Consider the following 19,933-nt stretch of genomic DNA (forward strand, 5'->3'; position numbering starts at 1 on the left):
ACTTTCTTTGGAGCGTTTCAATTTGCTATCGAATGTTGCTGGCAGAAGAATAGCCCAGAAAAGGTCAAGACACTCTTCTCAGTCGGAATAAGCTGCCAGCATGAATAATATACGCTCCAGTTATAACAAACCATATAGCCATTTTATACCCTTCCAAGGATAAAGGTGTTAAATATTCATCAAGTAAAAAAATCATAAACCATCCCAAAATAAAGATTGGGAAAGCAATCCCATATGATTTGTTTAATATTTCTTTCCCTCTTTCATCGTTACTTTCCTCTCCAAATTGGAACCTTACACTAAACCAGACAGAGACAAAAAAGACCGCAATATATAGGACTATACCAACGCCGACACCGATCAACAACAACTTCTCCATTACAATCCCTCCTCTTTTTTTTCATACCGGAATACTTCGTCAATCCCCACATTGAAAGCATTGGCAATTTCAAAGCCCAGCACTAATGACGGGGTGTAATTACCCTTCTCTATAGAAATAATGGTTTGTCTGCTTACCCCAACTGCTTGAGCCAAATCCTGCTGCGTTATTTTTTGTTCAGCCCTTAAGACACGAATACGATTTGATAACATATCATTTTCCCCTTTCACTTCGCCCTCCTTATTTGGTAAATATCTCCACTTTATTGTAAAGCAAAGTTAACTATTAGTAAAGTTAATTTTACATTTTATTTAAAAAGTCCTTGATAAAGGCTAATTAGGATATTAACAATGGAGAATAAGGAATTTAACTAAAAAAGGTCCAAAATCTAATAATTAGATTCTGAACCTTCAACATTGCTTACCTTGTAATCGTATTATAATGTATAAATCGGTATATGACACTTTCATTCATACAATATTAGTTGGTTGTTTAGCAGTAGTTGTTATATCTCGTAATGCGTCACTACCAGTTATAATTAATCACCCAGTATAGACCTTATAAACACGCATACATACAAATTAAACATACAGCTATTGTATTCCCAAATCTGCTTTTGCGGTTTTGAGACTAAAATCAAGGTTGATTCCAGAATAATGTTGAAGCAACAGGAATTATTACGATAAAAGTGATCACGAATATATTACCCAAAATTCCAACTACTTTTAACATCCCCTTACCTCTAAATGCAATAAGTAAACCAGCAACAGGAAGACCTACTCCTACTAGTAAAGCAAGTGGATCATTAAATAAACTTTCAAATGAAAACCACATACTGTAAATTAAGAATGAAACAACAAAAAGGATAACAGATGACATACTATAGTTATTTATTTTTTGTCCCTGTGAATAACCCACCATAAAAAATCCCGATATCGCAAATAAAATCAAGAAAATGGAGAGTACTAGAAACATACCGCCCCCAAAACCCCTTACTACTTCAATACCATAATAAAATGAAAAAATAGCCCCACCCACCACTAAAAGACTAGGTAGTACTCTTACAAATACATGTAATTTCCGTTTATTGAACCAATAAGTTAGCAATAAGGCTAGTACACCTAGAACAGCAGCGATTAAAAAAGGTAATCCAAAGTACATTTTATTTTCCTTTCCAGTTCCTTTTTATTTAGCTATTCTTCACTAATACCTAAAGCCAGTAATAAGAAAAATACGACAACCATAACCAGTCCATTAGATATAACTCCTGCAAAAATATACAAAAGTTTCTTAGAAGAAATAGCAAAAACGATTCCTAGTAATGATAATAAAGTGAGTATGGCTACAATTAAATGTAAATTCGCGTTAGGACCACTGAGTATAAAAAATGCCAATATACTAGCCAATACTGTTGCATAAGACAATATCCCAAATCTATTCATTCTTTTACCCTCTTGGATTTCTTCCCTAAAATTGTCCCTAACAAAGAGGCTATAGTGACGAAGAAGAATAGCAGCAAATACCCCATATGGCTCCAACCATCCTCGCTAGTTAAAAACGCAATAATCGCTGCAATTAAACAAATACTAATCAAAACCACTCCAGGCAGTACATAAAATTCATTATTCGGATATTTCCTCACTAATATTGCTGCTATAAAATAGACCACAACAAATACAACAAACCCAGTTATATAAAAAAACTCGATTATTCACCGCCCCCTTTAATTACATTTTATGTCAATTATAGAAATGAGTATATAAGATAATTTTCTCTTATTGTTTAAAATGTTCTCCTTTTAACTAATCATTGTTAAACCACATGGATATTGTTCAAATTCACATCACTGCCTGTACATTTACTTACTTTTTCCGTACATCATAGCGTTCTGGCCGCTCTCTTGGTGTAAGGTTCAGCACAAAGAAACAGATAATCAAAATAAGAATGACAAACGCATAGACCACTGTTCTTTCTGGTTCTCCATGATCAACGATAATAAACCGAATCATTGCGGTTATCCCGATGTAAAAGAAATAACGCATCGGAAAGTGATAGTTCTCTTTAAAATATTTCACGATCATACTAATGAATTCAAAATAAATAAAGAAAACGAGTATGGTCTCTAAAAATACGTAATAATCCTCTGTTGTCCCTTTCCCCAATAGATGCATGAAGCCGATTAATTCCTTAATTAACAGACAAGAGATGATGATTGCCAAAAGAGCCAAAGATGAGTTTAATATGATTTGCAATCCCATGGTAATCCAATTTAAAATGTTCTTTGCTTTTTTCTGTAAATAAAGCATATGTGTCGCCCCCAGGATGATTTTTGTTATAACTAGCCCTTCTTGTTTTATGTCTATTCCCTTCTAGCAACACAACAAAAACCCTTTGGCTTTAGTAAAAAGCTAACAACCAAAAGGTTCATGACATTTTTATTTTGAAGTAAGTAAATAATATAATTGATGATTATTGATAATTTTTCACATTTTAAGAAAGAAACAGATGCCTGAATCTATTTTTTCGAGATTACTCTAGCGGAATCCAGTTCTTCTGGAGTCAAAACAATTCTTATCATCATTTAAAATGACTGTTTTGAAAACCCTGACTGCTATTCAATTTAATCGATAAAAAAAGGTTCAACCAGAACTTCCGGCTGAACCTTTTACTGCTCCTTAGTAACAAAGCCTATTGAATGATGACGTTCATCATCGGGTTTAAATACTGATTGGGACTTTTCAGCTGAAAACTGTTTGTACTGCTTGAAAAATCAATCATAAGCTTTTCATCTAAAAAGATCTCATGATATTTATTTAAAAATACCGGATAGGCATTGGTTTCCCATTTTACTTCTTGAGAATCTGTCTCGTTAACAAAGTATAAATTGGTTACACCGCTCACTACGCAGCCGCAACCTTCCGTTTCATACTTCAAACAAAAAACGCCTTCCTTATTTGGCAGTTTGTCTTTTACCTTTTCTAAAGCTGCTTCTGTCCATGTAATTTCCATTGATGATTCACCATGCTTTCTATATATATCCCTATATTCCCGATTTTGCACAGATGGTAAACCTAACAAGGTACATCTGAATAAAAAAAGCAGTATTCAAGGAATACTGCCTCTATGTTTCTAAAAATAAAAAGTTCAGCTTAATGAACTGCTTTTGTATGTTTTTGTATTAAATTTTGTAAGGCCGCTACTGCTTCATCGCCAGAATACGTACCTTTATAATTAAAACCATTCTCAGCACAATATTTTTGCCCTAACGCTACAGCGTCTTCTTTAGTCATCTCTTTTTTCAGCTCACCTATAACCATTCCGTAAGGTGCTTGATAAATTGTGCTGTATTTTTCTTTTTCCATTTTCTTTACCCCTTTTGTTTTGATATCCCATGGCAAGTTATCAGAACAGCAAGTAATGCATAAAACTCATTATCTGCTTTATCTCTTTTTTCTAGTTCTATACACATAGTAAACTTTTTGTGGTATTTTGTCTAATATTTGGTTTTGGTTCTCCCTAAATTGGGTAATAGACCTTGTTTAGGCTAATAAAAAAGAGAGCTATAACCAACATATGCATAAGCTTACAGGGGATTGCTTGACCATCAATTTTTTAGTTGTACATCCACCAGTTCCTGATAAAATACAAAGCAAGTGTCTCCATCCTCATTAACAATGTGGAGCTTCTGAGCCTGTTCATTACAATAATGAATATGACCTTCTACCGTCCCATACCGGCGACTGTCTTTCCGGTAATACCGGATCATCACAGGCTTCCCATATTCCATTGCCTCCATAATAATCCCATTGATGGCTTCCATTTGCTGTTCATCAAGCTCATTTCTTGTTTCATAACTATCCTCATGTGCCCATTCTCTAAGCATCGTCACATGCTCCGGCAGCATCATGGATGTCCATTTTATTTTCCCACGATCTCGAATCATTCTAAGGTAACCTCCATTTCACTGACTGTTATGCTCTATGTCCTCCAACCAATGTACTTCGATGCTTAGCCGTTCCCGCCTCTGTATACGATACGGCGCGTAAAATCGCATTGGATCCAAATTTTTTGCGCATTCGATCCATCACAAAACCGAGTTCTCGCCTGCGCCAGCCATCCTGATCAAATAGGCTGATTTGCATCTCCTGGTCTGGAATGACATTCGAAAGTGTAATAGAAATCTTCCTGACGGTCTTTCCTGTGTAAAATCGTTCAAACAATGTTAAGCACATTTCATAAAGATCCATCGTAATATTAGTCGGTGTTTCTCTTGTAAGAGAACGATGAAATCCACCGCCAAATTCATCCTGACTGTAATAAATTCCTAAACTGACCGTTCGTCCAGCCATTCCGCTTGCCCGTGTTCTTCTTGCTACTTCCTCACTCATTTCTAGAATGACGTGCTTGATTTCCTCAGGCTTTTTATAATCACGCAGTAAAACCTGCCCTTTTCCAAAGCTGATTTGCCCTTCCATAATGGGCGCTCCAATATCAGATAAATCAACACCCCAGGCATGATGATATAATTGATTGCCCATCACGCCAAACTTTTTTTCAAGCGTCGCCAAGTCATAGCGCGCCAATTGACCAATTGAAAAAATCCCCATTCCGTTCAGCTTTTTTTCCAAAGGCTTACCGATCCCCCACATTTCGCTCAAGGGAGATAAGGGCCACAATTTTTCAGGTACATCCTCATAGGTCCACTGGGCGATCCCCTTTTTCTTCGCTTCCAAATCCAGACACAGCTTGGCAAGCAACATATTCGGACCAATTCCGATGGCGCAGGGGAGTTGAAATTCTCGATCAATTTCATCTTTGATTTTTTCAGCAATTTCCACAATATCACCCCATAGACGGGTGGTGCCATCTACTTTTAAGAAACTTTCATCAACACTGTACGTATGAATGGCACTTTTAGGTACATACCGATTGAACAAACGGCTGATTTCAGTAGAGATACGCAAATACGTAGCCATACTAGGATTAACCGTTATAATACGTGGATCATCAGGAATTTCAAATAATCTCGACCCCGTCTTAATGCCAAACTCTTTTTTCATTTTCGGTGAAGAAGCCAACACAACACTGCCACTCCGTTTTGTATCACTTACCACAGCCAAATAACATTCGAGCGGATCGAGTCCCATCATCACTGCTGAACAACTGGCAAAAAAGCTTTTCATATCCACACACATCACATAATGATGCGGCAAAGTACGGTAATCAATCATAGTAAAATCTTCTCCAAACTAGAATATATGTTCGCATTTATTATATCCTTAATGATAAGCGAATATACGTTCGTATTCAATGGAAATATATTTACAATTTATGTATAAGAGTAAGTAAGCGTGCGAATACTCTGTGAGTAAATCAAGAGTCAACCCACACCAAACCAAAAAATCGACAAAAAAATAACTGATTTATTTTCCCGATAAACTGTTTTATCTATTCCTTTCACATGGTATTTTTCTTCTAATTTGACATATCGAGAAATATAGATATAGAATTACACACATGGAACCTATTGATGTATTCAAGGCATTATCTAATGAAACAAGACTTCACATCCTAGCGTGGTTAAAGGAACCCGAGAAACACTTCCCAAAACAAGGCGCTCACCTACCAAAGGAGGTAAGTTACAAAGGTGGAGTATGTGTTGGGGATATTCAAGAAAAAGCCAAGGTTTCTCAATCTACGGTTTCTAGCTACTTAAATATGATGCAAAAAGCTGGTCTACTTGAATCGATTCGTCATGGACAATGGACTTACTATAGGCGCAATGAAGAGTTTATTCAGCAGTTAGCTAATTATTTTAGAACAGAGATCTAACTTATATTGATTTCTGTTTTTTTATCTTATTTATATCTATTTTTCTAGATATATAAATATACGAAAAAGGGGATACTTTCTATGCGCTTTATATCTTATATACTAGCTCTATTGGCTGGAGCAGCACTTAGCTTTGAAGGAGCTATATATGCTGAATTAGGAAAATCAATTGGACAAATAGAAACAAGTTTTTATAACTTCTTTATGGGTTCAATTATTATGGGACTATTATGGATATTTTTTGGAAAAGGACGGCTGTCCTATACATTTGAAGCACCCAAATGGTCATTACTTGGAGGTGTCTTGGGTGTTGTTTATTTAACTTCCATTGTTGTAAGTGTCCCATTCGTTGGTGTTGGTATAACAATGGTTGCTGTAATTATCGGACAATTAGTCATGAGTATGGTGATTGAACATTTTGGATGGCTAGGTAGTAAAAAAACTAGAATGAATAAAGAAAAGATTTTTGCAGTTATTTCAATGATTATTGCACTAATATTAATCAACTAGGGGGTACATAATTATGGGCGTATTTATGATTTTATTTACAATGATTGGCGGTATCACATTAAGCGCACAATCATCTATCAATGGTACATTTAGTCGAAAAGCAGGAACAATTGAAACAACATTTTTGACATTTCTAACTGGGACTATGTTCCTTACCATTTTCATTTTATTTTTTGGCAGCGGAAATGTGCTTGCACTTTTAGAAGCACCAAAATGGCAATTGAGTGCAGCATTTTTAGGCACGATGTATTTACTTTTAACTGTCATGGCAGTTCCTAGAATTGGAGTTATCGCAACTAATATTGCTGGTATAGCTGGTCAGCTTGTAATCGGTGTAATGATTGATCATTTTGGATGGTTCAATAGCTTAGTCATAGAATTAGATAGTAAACGTGTGTTCGCATTACTATTTATGATTATGTCCCTTTATTTTATATATAAAGGAAATAAACGCTCACACGATGAGACTAAATAAATGTAAAATAATTACAATCTAGACTCATAGTTTATGAAATCCTGAAAAGTTAGAGTAATAAGTAGTGTTGACTCATAATCATGGTATTTTCCAGCCCCTAAAATTCAGGTGTAACAACTTTTGATAAAGAAAGCTCATTTGCAGTTTTATCATTTCAAAATCATTTCGTTCCATCACTTTAGTTTTTAATCGGCAAACAGAGCATAATAAATTCAAAATCTTTCGAGAAAGTATATAATAGTAATGTAAGAATGATTTTCAAAGCGTACGCTGATCTATTCCCAGAAACAAACAAAAAGGAGAATGATTCTATGATTATTGTTCAAAACAAAATTAAAACAAAACCAGGTTTCGCAGAAAAAATGGCTGGCCGTTTTACTTCTGGAAACGAATTAGATAAATTTAAAGGATTTGTTAAAGTAGAAGTATTACTGACAGAAGGTTTAACAGAATACGATGAAATGAGCGTTAATATGTACTGGGAAGATGAAGAAAGCTTCCTTGCCTGGAAAAACAGTGATGCTTTCAAAAAAGCACACCAACGTCCGGAAGGCAAACCAGATGCGGCTAAAGCGGATTCTCCTATGCTAGGAAGTCAACAGACTACATTTAGAGTAGCCTCCGTTAAAGAAGCAGCACCAGTAAAATAATAGGTAAAAAGGTCTTTCCAATAGCTTTTATCAGCTATTGGAAAGACCTTTTCTGTAATATACAGATGGATCTTTTCATCATACAACCGTGTTCTGCAGCATCTTACTGAATTTCACATACCTTTTGCTACTATACTCATTTTCGATTAATTTGCTGCAAACTCGCGCACCGATAAACCAAAATCCATATCCTTTGTTATAACTTGCACCTGATACTAGTCACGCAGTAAGTCCGTTGAATGAAGGTTACCATGTTTATTTATGCAATCTGTACGAATGAATATTAACTGAGTGTAGCTTATATTTATATACTCACACAACATGTGGTGTGTGCTGAGCGTAGACAAAAAATTAAAATGAGTAGCAGAATCACCTTTAATTTTTATCAACCTTTTAATTCAGTTGTAATGCCTTAAAATCATCAGCAATTATAATTGATAATTCTTCTTTACTTGGATTTTCAATATTCACGACCCTTTTAGCGTGATTCATAATCAATTCATCATATATATTCCGAACGAGACGTCCATTGGCAAAACTCTCGTCTTTTGTTTCAACTAAATCATTTAATGCCAATCTAATTTTCTTTTTAGCTTCTTGACTTAAAACATACTCGTTGCCTCTACACATCGTCATTAGAATTTCTTCCAATTCACCAGCTGTATAATCTTCAAACTCGATAAATGTATTGAAACGAGATTTAAGCCCTGGATTAGAATCAAAAAATTTATTCATTGGTTCTGTATAACCTGCTACTATTACGACTAAATCTTCCCGATAATCTTCTAGGGCTTTTGTTAACTCCGTTAAACACTCCCGACCATAAGAATCACTGTGATCATTTTCAGTTATACTATATGCCTCATCAATAAATAAAACGCCACCTTTTGCCTTTTCAATTACCTTTTTAACTTTCAAAGCAGTCTGACCTTGATAACCTGCTATTAAGTCTGTTCTAGAAACTTCAATGAAATGCCCTTTAGAAAGTAAACCCAGTTGCTTATAAATTCTTCCTACAATTCTAGCAACAGTAGTTTTTCCAGTACCCGGGTTCCCCATAAAAGCTAGATGAAGAGTGTTTTTAGTGGATGTCAAACCTTTAGCTTTGCGCATCTGCTGCACTTTTTGATAAGCAATTAAATCATTTACTTTTGTTTTAACATTATCTAAACCTATTAATGCATTCAATTCAGATAACAGTTCCGGCAAAGTGCGATTGTCTTCAACTATCATTTCTTTATTACAAATATCTAAGACTGTAATGTACCCATAGTATTTAACTAAACTGTCTTTCAATGTTTTTGCCAACAATTTAATCTCAGAAATATTATTTTTCAAATCAGCTACATCAGATATTTTTTTTAGTAAGGCAATTGTGGCTTGATGGTCTTGACTATCTGTAATTACTATTGCATGTTTTGTTATTTCTCCATGTTCACCGAGTAACGCATCTAATTTAGAAGCTAAGTCTAAAAAATCATTTTCGTATTTATTTCTCATTATAGAGTCTCCATTAAATTCAATATAAATTGAAGTATTGCAATACCTATAGAACTTCCAGCTAAAACATAAGCAATTTTCGTTTTCTTAAACAAAGTATTTATTTGGTTTTCGTAATTAATCTTATCTTCATCCATTTGTTGCTTAGTTTCAAATAGCCTATGTTCAAGACCATCCATTTCTCCTTTTAGTGATTTAGCTTCAAATTTAGATTTTTGAACATTCTCCCACAATTGATCAATGTCATTAAGATGTTTATACTTGCTTACGACTTCTATGAATTTATTTATTGATTCTACTTTTCTACCTTGAACTTCAAGTATCTGTTTTATATCTTCAATCTGCTCGTTAATAGCATTAAGATTTTCACAGATAGTTTGTGTATTTCCCCATACTTGATCAATGTCATAAAGGTGATTAAGTTTATTTAATTCTTCCTTGAAATTTTCCAATGCACCTATTGCTAGATTTTGAGATTCAATCGCTTTATTGTTGTTTTTTAATTGATCATTTAATGAATTTATATTACGCCTAGAAACTTGAGTTTCTTCCCATAGGAAATCTATATTAGCTAGATATTTAAACTTACTCAATTCTTCTTTAAATTGATTCAACTGTAAAATTAAATTAACCTGTTTTTCAGAAGTTTGTTTTATGTTTTCAATCTGCTCATTAATGGATTTCAGCTCTTTACCGAACCTTTGGGTGTCTTTCCACACCTCATCAACATTTTTAAGATGCTCATATTTATCAAGCTTTTCTTTAAACTTTTTTAAGACTGTAATTGTTTGCTTTTGTACTTCTATTGTTTTATTAATATCTTTCTGAGCATCCTTCGCTTCTTTACTAGCTTTCTCAGCTGCTTTAACGGAAATAAGTATTGCTTGTATATATTCCTTATCTAAGGCCTCCAAAGCATTATAAACTTCACCAAATTCTTTAATAAACTTAGTATTTAGTGTATTAAATTTGATTAAGTAACCTTGTATTTGATTTGTTAAATCATTTAACTCTTGTCCCGTTACCTTATGGTCAAACCAGTTAAATAAACCTTCATTTACTTCAACTTCCTTTAAAGCCAATTCTTCAGGTTTAGTCAACGAAAATTCTTTTAACTGATTTTTAGCTTTCTCAAAATTATGCGTTTGAATAACAAGTTTGTTCATATTTACCCTCTATTTAGACAATGTTTTAAGTTCATTAAATAGAAAATTAAATTCATCATCATTCCTATTTTTTTCAATATTATCATCAATACTTTGCAATGATTCTTTAATAATTTCAGCTGCATTATCATGTCATTCAGATAATGAATTTACTGCTTCTATCTTACATCGCTTAATAATTCACTTGTATAATCATTATCTTTCTGTTGATGTAATAGTTCATTATTCGAATTAGTCTTATTTACTGTTTTTTCATCATGCTCAAAGAATTTTCTTCTCAGACTTTTAATATAACTATCACAAGCGTTCCAATTACAAGAGTTCCAGTAAAATAGATTTAATTTTCAAGACAACTTTCCCTTTGTTCATCTGAATCAATATTTAATCCAAAAGCCCTTTTATAATTTGTTCCATTTCATCAAATGAATCCTTGTTATTTTTTGTATTCGATACATCCTCATTAAAAATAGAATTCAACGATTCATTCATTTCATCTCTAGCCTTTGCATGTCTTCCAGCTATTGAATTAGATACTGTTTCTTTAGTATTAGCAAGTTTTTCACTACTCACAGCTATTAATTGAGATTGGGTATTCAAAACTTCATTCCCTTTTTCAATGTGTTTACTCACGTTATCATTTATTTGCTTTTTTTCAACAGCCTTATCGATTAGGTTTATTGCAATTGCTCCAATTATCCCTGCTGTTAAACCACCTGTGAATAATCCTATCAAATTAGCCAAACTCCCTAATAATGGTATTTCAATTGCAAGAAAAGGGATTGACATTAAGCTTTTTTCAATCGCTTCCCCAAGTACGATTGCACTAACAGCACTTAATCCTGCTATTACAATTTTTCCGGTTTCTAACAAACGAATACCTAGAGGCTTGTCTTTGTTATCAGGGCTTTTTAGATAGTTAAAGGCCTCTTTAACAGATTTCCATCCTTGCTTTAATAAAATCCAGACTTTCTTAATGGTAGCTACGATTGGACCATATATAGCAGTGAAAATAGTTGTTAATACTGAATTTCCTGCATTCTTCAAATGTGTTTTCAATTTACTAATAAACGAACTAATTGCTTCTTTAATATATTCAAGTAGTGTATTCAAACTTTTCCGAGCTAATTTCAACCACTTAATCAGTTTGCTAATTACTTCTTTAATAAATTCGGTAAACATCAGCATAACTGCTGTGCGAAGTGCCTTTCCTGTTATTCTAAAGCCTTCTTCCTTACGCGATTGATTGCCTGCTTCTATAGATTTTCGAATACCTTCTTGCTTTTTTTTCACATATTCTTCGCGTGCAATTCGGTCTTGTTCTTTCAACTCTTCTTCATTTATGTTAAATCTCTCAGCTGACTTTTTACTCTCACGTTCACTTTCTAACCAATCATTCATGCTACTGTCACCCTTAGATTGATTTGCCGCAGAATCTAAATCATTGAGATTTTTATCACTGTTAGCGAAAGTAATTTGCTCGTTTCTGCTTAGATGTGCATTGGCTTCTTGATCCCTAACGATTTCTCCTACTGAAACAGTATGATCCTTGTGTACGCTGGCAGAGCCCTTATCTCTTCCTCTATCAAACTCATGTCGTACCCCATATCTTACTATCTTTTTATTTTCATCCCTTTTATTTTGTCGCAATACCTTTTTATATGTTCCGGTTCTATTATCATATCTTGTTTTAATTTCCCCATTCTCATTCTTTTCAAAGCTATCTTGATAAATGTCGTACCGTTCCTGATAGTTTATATAAGTATTATGTTTTGCTATTTCACCTTTTTCAAAATTTTCAGTGGTTTGAATATGAGCTTCGTAACTTAAATCTAATGTAAGGTCGTTATTTTCCTTTATAAAATCCGTCCCTGCCTTAGCAGCAATTTGATTTATAAATTGTTCCCAAACTACATCCTTAATTAGATTACCTAAGTATTCTTCATTACCGATTTTTTCTCTTTCGTGTTTCAAAACATCTAAATCCGAAAGTTGAAGATCTAGCTCACTTTGTAATTTATTTTCCAATTCATCAAAGTCAAATGAATCTGCAACTTCGATTTCAGTAATATTCAATTCAGCATTTTCTTTTGACATTTTTCCACCTCAGATTTTGCCTCTAGGCATAATTATCAACCCTTCTAATTCTTTATTCACATTATAATTTCAATAGATGTAAATTCCAATTGAATACCTTATAATATTTAAACAGTGCCTATCTTATCACCCTCTTATCCTAAGATAAAAGCTACTCCATAATGCATAAGCATGTTATTAAGTTACAGCCGGGCCAGATGCAGGAAAAACACATTGGTTGTAACCATATAAAAAATGCAGTTAAGAGGTATTTTAGACTGAAAAAACTCGTAAAATAGCTTGTATTACATATACAAATATCGCAGATGTTTAGAAAAAGATTCATCATCACTTTTGTGATAAATCACAAAAAGTGATGATGAATCCTATTTAAAAACTGTTTTTTATGTAAAGCTTCACTTCCTTTAGTAGAGTTAACACATTTCCATGAAATTTCATATTACCAATCTCAGTATTAGCTTTAACCTTGTATATTTTTGCTAAATCTAATTAATTTACATTGGGTTTCGATTTTTTAACAATTATATTAAGTATAGTGTCCTGACTAACTTCAAATTTAACTCATAAAAGTAAGATCTTACTTATAGTAGCAACTAACCATTTTTCATGATTAAAATAATCAAAATATGGATTAAATAAAATATCTTCGTATGTTGATGGTACATGACTTTTCTTAATAAAATTATAAATAGTAAATTTTCTTTTATATTTTTTGCCTACAAAATGGAACTTTTCATCTTCAACAGCTAACTTTATCATCTACTATTTTAACTTTACAATTTTTCAACTTTTTTTGTAAAGGATTACTTTCTCTGAAACTAGAAATACAGCTATCAAGTATTTCAGAAAATAGAAAATCAGACTTCTCTTGTCTCTTGATAGCTTTTCTCATTATTAGAGGGTCTTTAAAAAGTCACTGATGAATTAATTATATTCAAATCGAGTGGGAATTTTCTCCTTATAGGATGGATGGTTTTTAAAATAATTCTGGGATGTGGATGGGTAATGTAGGAATAACAGTTTTAAAAATTTTCGAACTTATTGACTGCAACGGTGATTTTCTCTGATGATGGTATCGAGGCTTAGAGCTTCATCTGTTGTTTATGGTTTCGTATAGGCCTTTTCTTTTCTAATCGGCTTTTTTATTTCTCCTGTTTTCAAATACCATTCAATCCGTTCAGAGATCTCTATCTTTGAACCTGAAATAGCCAAGCCATTTTCTCTGCAAAATTGTTTCAATTCTTCTTTTAACCAATAGCAATCTTTAAACTCTTGAACACTTATCTTTTTTTGTAAGCTCAAGGTTAACGGGATATCACCTCCATATATATCCATTTAATTATAAAAAACTCGTTCTCTTTAATCAATGTACTTACTTTATACGAAAACAACTTATTAACTAATTTAAATAGTTATAGCCATACCTGTAATTATATGTTATAATCTTATCAACCTTTAAAACTGTTATACTATTTTATGCTTTACTGTTTCATATACCCTGCTCTATTCGCCTGGAGCAGGGTGTTTTTATTTCCCCTATGGTTTTGCTACTTGCATACTTCTAATATGATATAGGTACACTCTAATTTAAAACTGTATTATACTTCATCAGCTTTTTCGCTATAACACTAAACTGATTCATCCATAAAACAGGCCGGTTCAAAAAACTAGTAAAGAGTTAGAAAAACATACTAGCAAGTATGAATAGGAAACTTTATTCAATTATAAGAAAGGACCTCGTTACTGTGAGATCAATTGTTTAAATGAATATCCAAATATCTTTCATATCTTTGTTTTTCCATGTTTAGTTCATATACTCTAAGGTAATTAACTTCAAAATCAGGGTATGGCGCCAATTCTTCGCTAGCTAATCTCTCCATTTCTTTTAGTTCTTTTTTAGAGAGTCCAGTAGAAATGTTTCCACCGTATTGTTCTTTCCCCAGAGTTAAGTGAGGTACAAAGGCTTCACGTTCAAAATACTGTTTTATCAAGTGTTCTGATGGTGAAATCTCTTGTATGATTTCTTGATGCAATTTGTTCAAACGATTGGAGTGAACACTCAAATATAAAATATGATCTCCAAAATACTTTGGCCGATTTAATGACACCTGAAAAGGCTTGAAAGCAGCACACACTTTTTGTACTTTGTCTATCCATTTTTTATCTGGAGTTAATCCTCCTTGCGCTTTCAACGTTATGTGTGGTTCAACACCTGATTGTTGAATCCATTTACTTTGAAAATGCTCAATTCGTTTTAAATATTCTTCCGGCGGAACAATTCCTATAAAATACTCCGCTTCCATTCTTCTTCACTCCAATTATTTGTTAGTTTTATAATTCTAACTGAAAATTCACATTTATTTAAGCATATTCTTATACAAAAACAAAATCTTTGAGAAGACCGCTTTTTAGAAAATGGTTTTTAGTGCCGATTAAGTACTCTACTATGGATTCGCAAATCAAGAAATTCAAAATGAAGGTAAAGAACATGAGGTCATTTTATTTTACTGAAGATAGATTAGAAAAGGCTAATGGAGAATGTTAAAGAAAAATGAGTTCCATCCTCTATACTCTAAACAAAAGAAAAACAGACCCTGAAACCAGGATCTGTTTTATTTATGTGTGATTCAGATTAGTTTTTTTGAACGTTAGTAGCTTGAGGTCCACGTTGACCTTGTTCTACTTCAAATGTAACTTCTTGACCTTCGTCAAGTGTTTTGAAACCTTCGCCTTGGATAGCTGAGAAGTGTACGAATACATCGTCTCCACCTTCGCGCTCGATGAATCCAAAACCTTTTTCTGCATTAAACCATTTTACTTTACCTTGTTCCATGTTTGTTGCCTCCTAGTGTGCTAACACACAATTGTATTACTATCCTTGCTTTTCGATCGTAAGACGACATTAATTGTTCAACTTTCAACCGCATCAAACAAAAATAATTCTTCCTTATAATAACAGGTTATCGATAGAATAGCAAATAATTACCCCAATTATTTTTAAATTTTTCATTAAATCATGACTTTTAAAACAATCTTTTGTAAGGGTTTACCTTTTCACCCTAAATAGATGAATACACATTACTATAGATTACTTTTACAAAGGATGTTCCATATCCATTTAAAAATGGTATATAGTGATAGAAAGGAGCTGAAAAATGATGAATCAAACCTATAAAGCATTAATAGTAGATAAGCACGAGGATGATACATCCATTAAATTTATACAAAAACCATTGCATACTCCTCAAAATGGCGAAGTGCTTATAAAAGTAAAGTATTCAGGCGTGAATTATAAAGATTGCCTGGCAACAATCCCAAATGGGAATATTGTGACAACCTATCCGATGGTACCAGGTATTGATCTCGCAGGTACTATTGTTTCCTCAACTGATAAGCGCTTTAAAGAAGGCGATGAAGTAATCGCAACCAGCTACGAAATTGGTGTATCCCGTGATGGCGGATATGCGGAATATGCGTATATTCCTGCCGATTGGGTCGTCTCCCTCCCAAAAGGGCTTACGTTAAAAGAAGCCATGATCATTGGAACAGCTGGATTTACCGCAGCTTTATCTGTTCAGCGTTTGCAAGAAAATCAGGTGACACCTGATCAAGGTCCTGTTATTGTTACTGGAGCTACAGGCGGTGTCGGCAGTTTTGCCGTTTCCTTTTTAGCAAAACTAGGATTTACGGTTGAAGCCAGCACAGGAAAATCCCACGAAGCAGAGTACTTAAAATCTATCGGTGCTGCAAATGTGATTTCAAGAGATGAAGTCTATAACGGGAAAGTTCGGGCTTTGGGCAAACAGCGATGGGCAGCTGGAGTGGACCCTGTCGGCGGTGAACCATTGGCCTCCCTTTTAAGTCAAATTAAATACGGCGGATCCGTTGCGGCCAGTGGACTAACAGCCGGCACCAAGATTCCAACGAATGTATTCCCCTTTATCTTAAGAGGAATTAATTTATTAGGAATTGATTCTGTACAATGTCCAATGGAAACACGTCAACAGATTTGGGATCGTTTAGCTTCTGATTTAAAGCTCAGTCAGTATGAGCAGCATATCCAGCAAGAAGTGACGCTTGATGAACTGCCATCCGTATTTCCCCTCTTATTAAAAGGTGAAGCACGAGGCAGAACAATCGTCGTGTTCGAGGATTAACTTCCATACAAACCACCAATTCTCTTTACTAGAAGAATTGGTGGTTTTTTATAGGTAGAAAAGAATCCTCCATACTAATCTGCTCATTTTTTAACAACAAAGCGTTCGGATTATTTTTTCAAGGAAATAAGTTGTTTAATTAGCACAATTTACTAACAGTTGTTATAATAACTGGATGTGTAAGAAAAGTATCTGAAAATCACCTTTTAAATACGTATCTTGCAAATATTAAAACTAGGTGGTAAGAACCATGACAGAAAACAAACCATACAGAGTATTGCTTTATTACTTCTATACTCCAATTGAAGACCCTGCAACATTTGCCGCGGAACACCTTGCAGTTTGTAAGGAAATCAACCTGAAAGGCCGTATACTCGTTGCCAATGAAGGAATCAACGGTACTGTATCCGGTACGGTTGAACAAACAAACGCTTATATGGACAAGATGAAAAACGATCCTCGTTTTGATGGGATTGTATTTAAAATAGATGAAGCGGATGGTCATGCGTTTAAAAAAATGCATGTAAGACCACGCCCTGAACTTGTTCATTTAGCTTTAGAGGATGATATTAATCCAAACGAACTAACCGGACAATACTTAAGCCCAAAAGAATTTTTTGAAGGCTTACAGGATGAAAACACTATTGTTTTAGATGCACGTAATGACTATGAATATGAACTTGGACATTTCCGCGGTGCCATTAAACCGGACATCGAAACATTCCGCGAGCTTCCTCAGTGGGTTCGTGATAATAAAGAGATGTTTGAAGGGAAACGCGTCTTAACTTATTGTACAGGCGGAATTCGTTGTGAGAAGTTTTCCGGCTGGTTAGTAAGAGAAGGATTTGAAGATGTTGGCCAGCTGCATGGCGGGATTGCCACATATGGAAAAGATCCTGAAGTACAAGGTCAATTATGGGATGGACAAATGTATGTATTCGACGAAAGAATCGCAGTGCCAATTAACCAGGTAGAACATGTAATCGTTGGGAGAGATCACTTCGACGGTGAACCATGTGAACGTTACGTTAATTGTGCAAACCCTGAATGTAACGACCAGATTCTTTGCAGTGAAGAAAATGAGCATAAATATATGCGCAGCTGCACAGATGAATGCCGTGTACATCCTCGCAATCGTTATGTTGTAGAGCATAACTTAACTGAGGAAGAGGTTGCAGAAAGACTGCGTAAACTAGAATTAATTTCAGCTGAATAATAATGATGGAGACCTTTTTTAGATGAAAGGTCTCCATTTAGTTATAGCTCGTATGTACTCATAATCTGCGCCTTTTGTGAATGGAAATAAACGAGTTCCCTACCTATTCGCCCCTAGATATTCCCACGTATCCCAACTTAGCCATAAATCACTGTTTCTGTAGCACTTTGCGTGGAGATAGTTTCCCCAAGTTTTCATATATTTCAGCCGCCATGATTTTATAGCCTTTTTCGGTGAGATGAATTCCGTCTTCACTGATTAAATCCTTTAAATGACCTCCGCTTTTAATCGCATTTCTTACATCAATCAGAAATACATCCATCTCTTCTGCTATACTTTTTACGGTTCGGTTATACATACCGTGCCAGCTGGCTATCCCTCCTGCCTTGCATATCCAATGGCTCACTTCTGTACCGAAACGTTTGGATACCGTTTGATAATAGCGGGCCGGGTCTAATGGAGGCAAGGTTGTTAAAATTGGAGTAATTCCACATGACTTTAATTTGGATATGAGCTCTTTCAAATTGCTGGCATACCGTACAAGAGGTACTTTTGCCTGGTGTTCTTCATTAGGTTTCTCAGCAACTTCTTTCCACGGGAAGTCACAATCATTACCGCCAATCCCAATAATCACATAGGTCGGTTTTTCACGAATAATATCTTTTTCAAGTCTGTCTAAAAGCAAGTCGGAGTTATCATTGAATACTCCCTTATTCACCACTTCAACATGGCCAATCTCCGGATGGACTTGATCTTCCGACAAAAATTTCTGTAAATAGGCAGGGTAATTATTTTTTAAAATTCTCAATCGTCCCTTAACATACGATACTCCCCGCGTTAAACTATCACCGAAACATATCAATTTCATAGGCTATCTCCTCAACTGTATAAAGATTCTGTGTTGCAAAAAATAATATTTGTTGTTATTTTCATTATATCAAGAATATTTATAAAACGATCTGCAGGAGCTCATGTTAAACGACTGAAACTTTTACCAATATTCCCTCATATAGTAATAAACTAAACTAATAGTAAATGAGTGAGTTTAGTATGAATACGACCAAAATGAATCGACTATTTTATGTAGCTGTTGTTCTTTTATGTATAATCCTTGGCTTGGTTTCCCGAATCTACAGTCCGGTTCTGCATCCTTTCATCTCTCACCATGCCGGAGACGCATTATGGGCGATGATGGTTTACTTTGGCTTTCGGTTTATTTTCGTCCAGAAAAGCATAGGAACCGCCCTTTTTCTTAGCCTGCTATTCAGCTTTGGTATTGAATTCAGTCAGTTGTATCAAGCAGATTGGATTAATTCCATCCGAAATACCACCCTTGGGTCCCTAATCCTCGGAAAAGGGTTTCTTTGGATTGATCTATTGCGATATACACTGGGGATTGTAATGGCAGCATTTATAGATAGGATAATAAAAAGGTGACAGCTTGTTTAAAGTTTGATGTACTTAATAATGAGTTTTATTATCTTCTTAGCTATAAATACTTATGATATGATTATATATAGATGGAAATATTTATAAAAAGGAGCAAGAGCTATGCCTTTATCGCTAACTACTATTATCTATATAATCGCTGTTAGTATAGCAGCAATTGTCACCTGGGTATTTAATTTTGAAAGAGGAACTTTCTTTATTTTCCTTTTCTTTATTATTGCTTGTATGCCAATAGTAAGAGCGATGGTTGCTGATAGAACTAAATCATTAAATACCCTCTTGCTTCCATCGTTTTTTTCTATAAATTCGTCTGTTGCTAATAAACCTCTCCCATAGTGTTCCGCTCCCCCTCTACTACCCCAAATCTGCTAACAACCCAAATTGACTAATCAAGTTCCACCAATTAGTAATGAATTTATTTTCACTAGGTTCGATGTTATCTGGTTTCTTAGGGCGATAAATCCCCTTCAGCATAAAGTAACTCCACTTTCATTCATTAAATTTT

General features: G+C 34.4%; 25 protein-coding genes. 8 read left to right on the plus strand and 17 right to left on the minus strand.

All coding sequences use genetic code 11. From position 1 onward, the window contains the following. Positions 1-64: 64 nt before the first annotated feature. From AC58NB_RS07460 to AC58NB_RS07505, 10 genes are all read right to left on the minus strand, one after another. On the minus strand, positions 65-379 hold the full coding sequence (locus tag AC58NB_RS07460) for a hypothetical protein (protein WP_497426199.1): 315 nt from the start codon (positions 377-379) through the stop codon (positions 65-67). Then, entirely contained in the window at positions 379-591 is a 213-nt protein-coding gene (locus tag AC58NB_RS07465; protein ID WP_497426265.1) for a helix-turn-helix transcriptional regulator, read from the minus strand. Before AC58NB_RS07465 ends, AC58NB_RS07460 begins: the two co-directional genes overlap by 1 nt. A gap of 424 nt (positions 592-1,015) precedes the next feature. Beyond that, positions 1,016-1,540 carry a YesK family protein gene (locus AC58NB_RS07470; RefSeq protein WP_497426200.1) on the minus strand — a complete coding sequence of 175 codons (525 nt, stop codon included), beginning with the start codon at positions 1,538-1,540 and terminating at the stop codon, positions 1,016-1,018. Positions 1,541-1,572: 32 nt separating this feature from the next. After that, positions 1,573-1,821, minus strand: coding sequence for a hypothetical protein (locus AC58NB_RS07475; protein ID WP_497426201.1), 249 nt, complete (start codon positions 1,819-1,821; stop codon positions 1,573-1,575). Continuing rightward, positions 1,818-2,090 carry a YesK family protein gene (locus AC58NB_RS07480; protein WP_497426266.1) on the minus strand — a complete coding sequence of 91 codons (273 nt, stop codon included), beginning with the start codon at positions 2,088-2,090 and terminating at the stop codon, positions 1,818-1,820. Before AC58NB_RS07480 ends, AC58NB_RS07475 begins: the two co-directional genes overlap by 4 nt. A gap of 151 nt (positions 2,091-2,241) precedes the next feature. Continuing rightward, entirely contained in the window at positions 2,242-2,685 is a 444-nt protein-coding gene (gene psiE / locus AC58NB_RS07485) for a phosphate-starvation-inducible protein PsiE (protein ID WP_497426202.1), read from the minus strand. 382 nt (positions 2,686-3,067) lie between these two features. Next, a complete protein-coding gene (locus AC58NB_RS07490) occupies positions 3,068-3,388 on the minus strand; it encodes an iron-sulfur cluster biosynthesis family protein (protein ID WP_497426203.1) in 321 nt (106 codons plus the stop codon). A gap of 140 nt (positions 3,389-3,528) precedes the next feature. Continuing rightward, positions 3,529-3,741 carry a hypothetical protein gene (locus tag AC58NB_RS07495; RefSeq protein ID WP_497426204.1) on the minus strand — a complete coding sequence of 71 codons (213 nt, stop codon included), beginning with the start codon at positions 3,739-3,741 and terminating at the stop codon, positions 3,529-3,531. A gap of 242 nt (positions 3,742-3,983) precedes the next feature. Further along, positions 3,984-4,322 (minus strand): YolD-like family protein, encoded by a 339-nt coding sequence (locus AC58NB_RS07500; protein ID WP_497426205.1) that lies wholly within the window; start codon positions 4,320-4,322, stop codon positions 3,984-3,986. Between the two features lie 28 nt (positions 4,323-4,350). Continuing rightward, positions 4,351-5,610, minus strand: coding sequence for a Y-family DNA polymerase (locus AC58NB_RS07505; protein WP_497426206.1), 1,260 nt, complete (start codon positions 5,608-5,610; stop codon positions 4,351-4,353). 286 nt (positions 5,611-5,896) lie between these two features. Between AC58NB_RS07505 and AC58NB_RS07510 the strand changes: the two genes are divergently transcribed. The 4 genes from AC58NB_RS07510 to AC58NB_RS07525 all read left to right on the plus strand — a co-directional run bounded on the left by AC58NB_RS07510 (position 5,897) and on the right by AC58NB_RS07525 (position 7,846). Next, the gene (locus tag AC58NB_RS07510) at positions 5,897-6,211 is read left to right on the plus strand and encodes an ArsR/SmtB family transcription factor (RefSeq protein ID WP_497426207.1); all 315 of its coding nucleotides are present in this window, start codon (positions 5,897-5,899) and stop codon (positions 6,209-6,211) included. An 81-nt stretch (positions 6,212-6,292) separates the two neighbouring features. Further along, the gene (locus AC58NB_RS07515) at positions 6,293-6,721 is read left to right on the plus strand and encodes a DMT family transporter (protein ID WP_497426208.1); all 429 of its coding nucleotides are present in this window, start codon (positions 6,293-6,295) and stop codon (positions 6,719-6,721) included. Between the two features lie 13 nt (positions 6,722-6,734). After that, positions 6,735-7,196: a DMT family transporter gene (locus AC58NB_RS07520; protein ID WP_497426209.1), complete on the plus strand. Its 462-nt coding sequence runs from the start codon at positions 6,735-6,737 to the stop codon at positions 7,194-7,196. 311 nt (positions 7,197-7,507) lie between these two features. Then, entirely contained in the window at positions 7,508-7,846 is a 339-nt protein-coding gene (locus AC58NB_RS07525; RefSeq protein WP_497426210.1) for a heme oxygenase, read from the plus strand. A gap of 393 nt (positions 7,847-8,239) precedes the next feature. On the opposite strand, the gene AC58NB_RS07530 is transcribed toward AC58NB_RS07525, so the two are convergent. From AC58NB_RS07530 to AC58NB_RS07555, 6 genes are all read right to left on the minus strand, one after another. Continuing rightward, positions 8,240-9,346 (minus strand): AAA family ATPase, encoded by a 1,107-nt coding sequence (locus AC58NB_RS07530; RefSeq protein ID WP_497426211.1) that lies wholly within the window; start codon positions 9,344-9,346, stop codon positions 8,240-8,242. Next, on the minus strand, positions 9,346-10,512 hold the full coding sequence (locus tag AC58NB_RS07535; RefSeq protein ID WP_497426212.1) for a hypothetical protein: 1,167 nt from the start codon (positions 10,510-10,512) through the stop codon (positions 9,346-9,348). Before AC58NB_RS07535 ends, AC58NB_RS07530 begins: the two co-directional genes overlap by 1 nt. Positions 10,513-10,893: 381 nt before the next feature. After that, positions 10,894-12,606, minus strand: coding sequence for a cation diffusion facilitator family transporter (locus AC58NB_RS07540; protein ID WP_497426213.1), 1,713 nt, complete (start codon positions 12,604-12,606; stop codon positions 10,894-10,896). A 1,101-nt stretch (positions 12,607-13,707) separates the two neighbouring features. Beyond that, positions 13,708-13,941, minus strand: a complete 234-nt coding sequence (locus AC58NB_RS07545; RefSeq protein WP_497426214.1) for an SAP domain-containing protein — start codon at positions 13,939-13,941, stop codon at positions 13,708-13,710. Between the two features lie 416 nt (positions 13,942-14,357). Further along, entirely contained in the window at positions 14,358-14,909 is a 552-nt protein-coding gene (locus AC58NB_RS07550) for a 2'-5' RNA ligase family protein (RefSeq protein WP_497426215.1), read from the minus strand. A gap of 329 nt (positions 14,910-15,238) precedes the next feature. Then, positions 15,239-15,439, minus strand: coding sequence for a cold-shock protein (locus tag AC58NB_RS07555; protein WP_049670461.1), 201 nt, complete (start codon positions 15,437-15,439; stop codon positions 15,239-15,241). A 325-nt stretch (positions 15,440-15,764) separates the two neighbouring features. Between AC58NB_RS07555 and AC58NB_RS07560 the strand changes: the two genes are divergently transcribed. Beyond that, a complete protein-coding gene (locus AC58NB_RS07560; protein ID WP_497426267.1) occupies positions 15,765-16,763 on the plus strand; it encodes an acrylyl-CoA reductase family protein in 999 nt (332 codons plus the stop codon). 250 nt (positions 16,764-17,013) lie between these two features. After that, the gene (gene trhO, locus AC58NB_RS07565) at positions 17,014-17,979 is read left to right on the plus strand and encodes an oxygen-dependent tRNA uridine(34) hydroxylase TrhO (RefSeq protein ID WP_497426216.1); all 966 of its coding nucleotides are present in this window, start codon (positions 17,014-17,016) and stop codon (positions 17,977-17,979) included. 148 nt (positions 17,980-18,127) lie between these two features. Here the strand turns inward: trhO and AC58NB_RS07570 are convergent, their stop codons facing one another. Beyond that, positions 18,128-18,847, minus strand: coding sequence for an SGNH/GDSL hydrolase family protein (locus tag AC58NB_RS07570; RefSeq protein ID WP_497426217.1), 720 nt, complete (start codon positions 18,845-18,847; stop codon positions 18,128-18,130). A 182-nt stretch (positions 18,848-19,029) separates the two neighbouring features. Here AC58NB_RS07570 and AC58NB_RS07575 point away from each other — a divergent pair, with 182 nt between their 5' ends. Both AC58NB_RS07575 and AC58NB_RS07580 read left to right on the plus strand, forming a co-directional pair. Beyond that, complete coding sequence (locus AC58NB_RS07575; protein ID WP_497426218.1) at positions 19,030-19,416, plus strand: ribosomal maturation YjgA family protein; 387 nt, start codon at positions 19,030-19,032, stop codon at positions 19,414-19,416. Positions 19,417-19,530: 114 nt separating this feature from the next. After that, the gene (locus AC58NB_RS07580; RefSeq protein WP_497426219.1) at positions 19,531-19,764 is read left to right on the plus strand and encodes a hypothetical protein; all 234 of its coding nucleotides are present in this window, start codon (positions 19,531-19,533) and stop codon (positions 19,762-19,764) included. The last annotated feature ends 169 nt before the right edge of the window (positions 19,765-19,933 follow it).

This window comes from Pradoshia sp. TA40_28 (assembly GCF_059694525.1).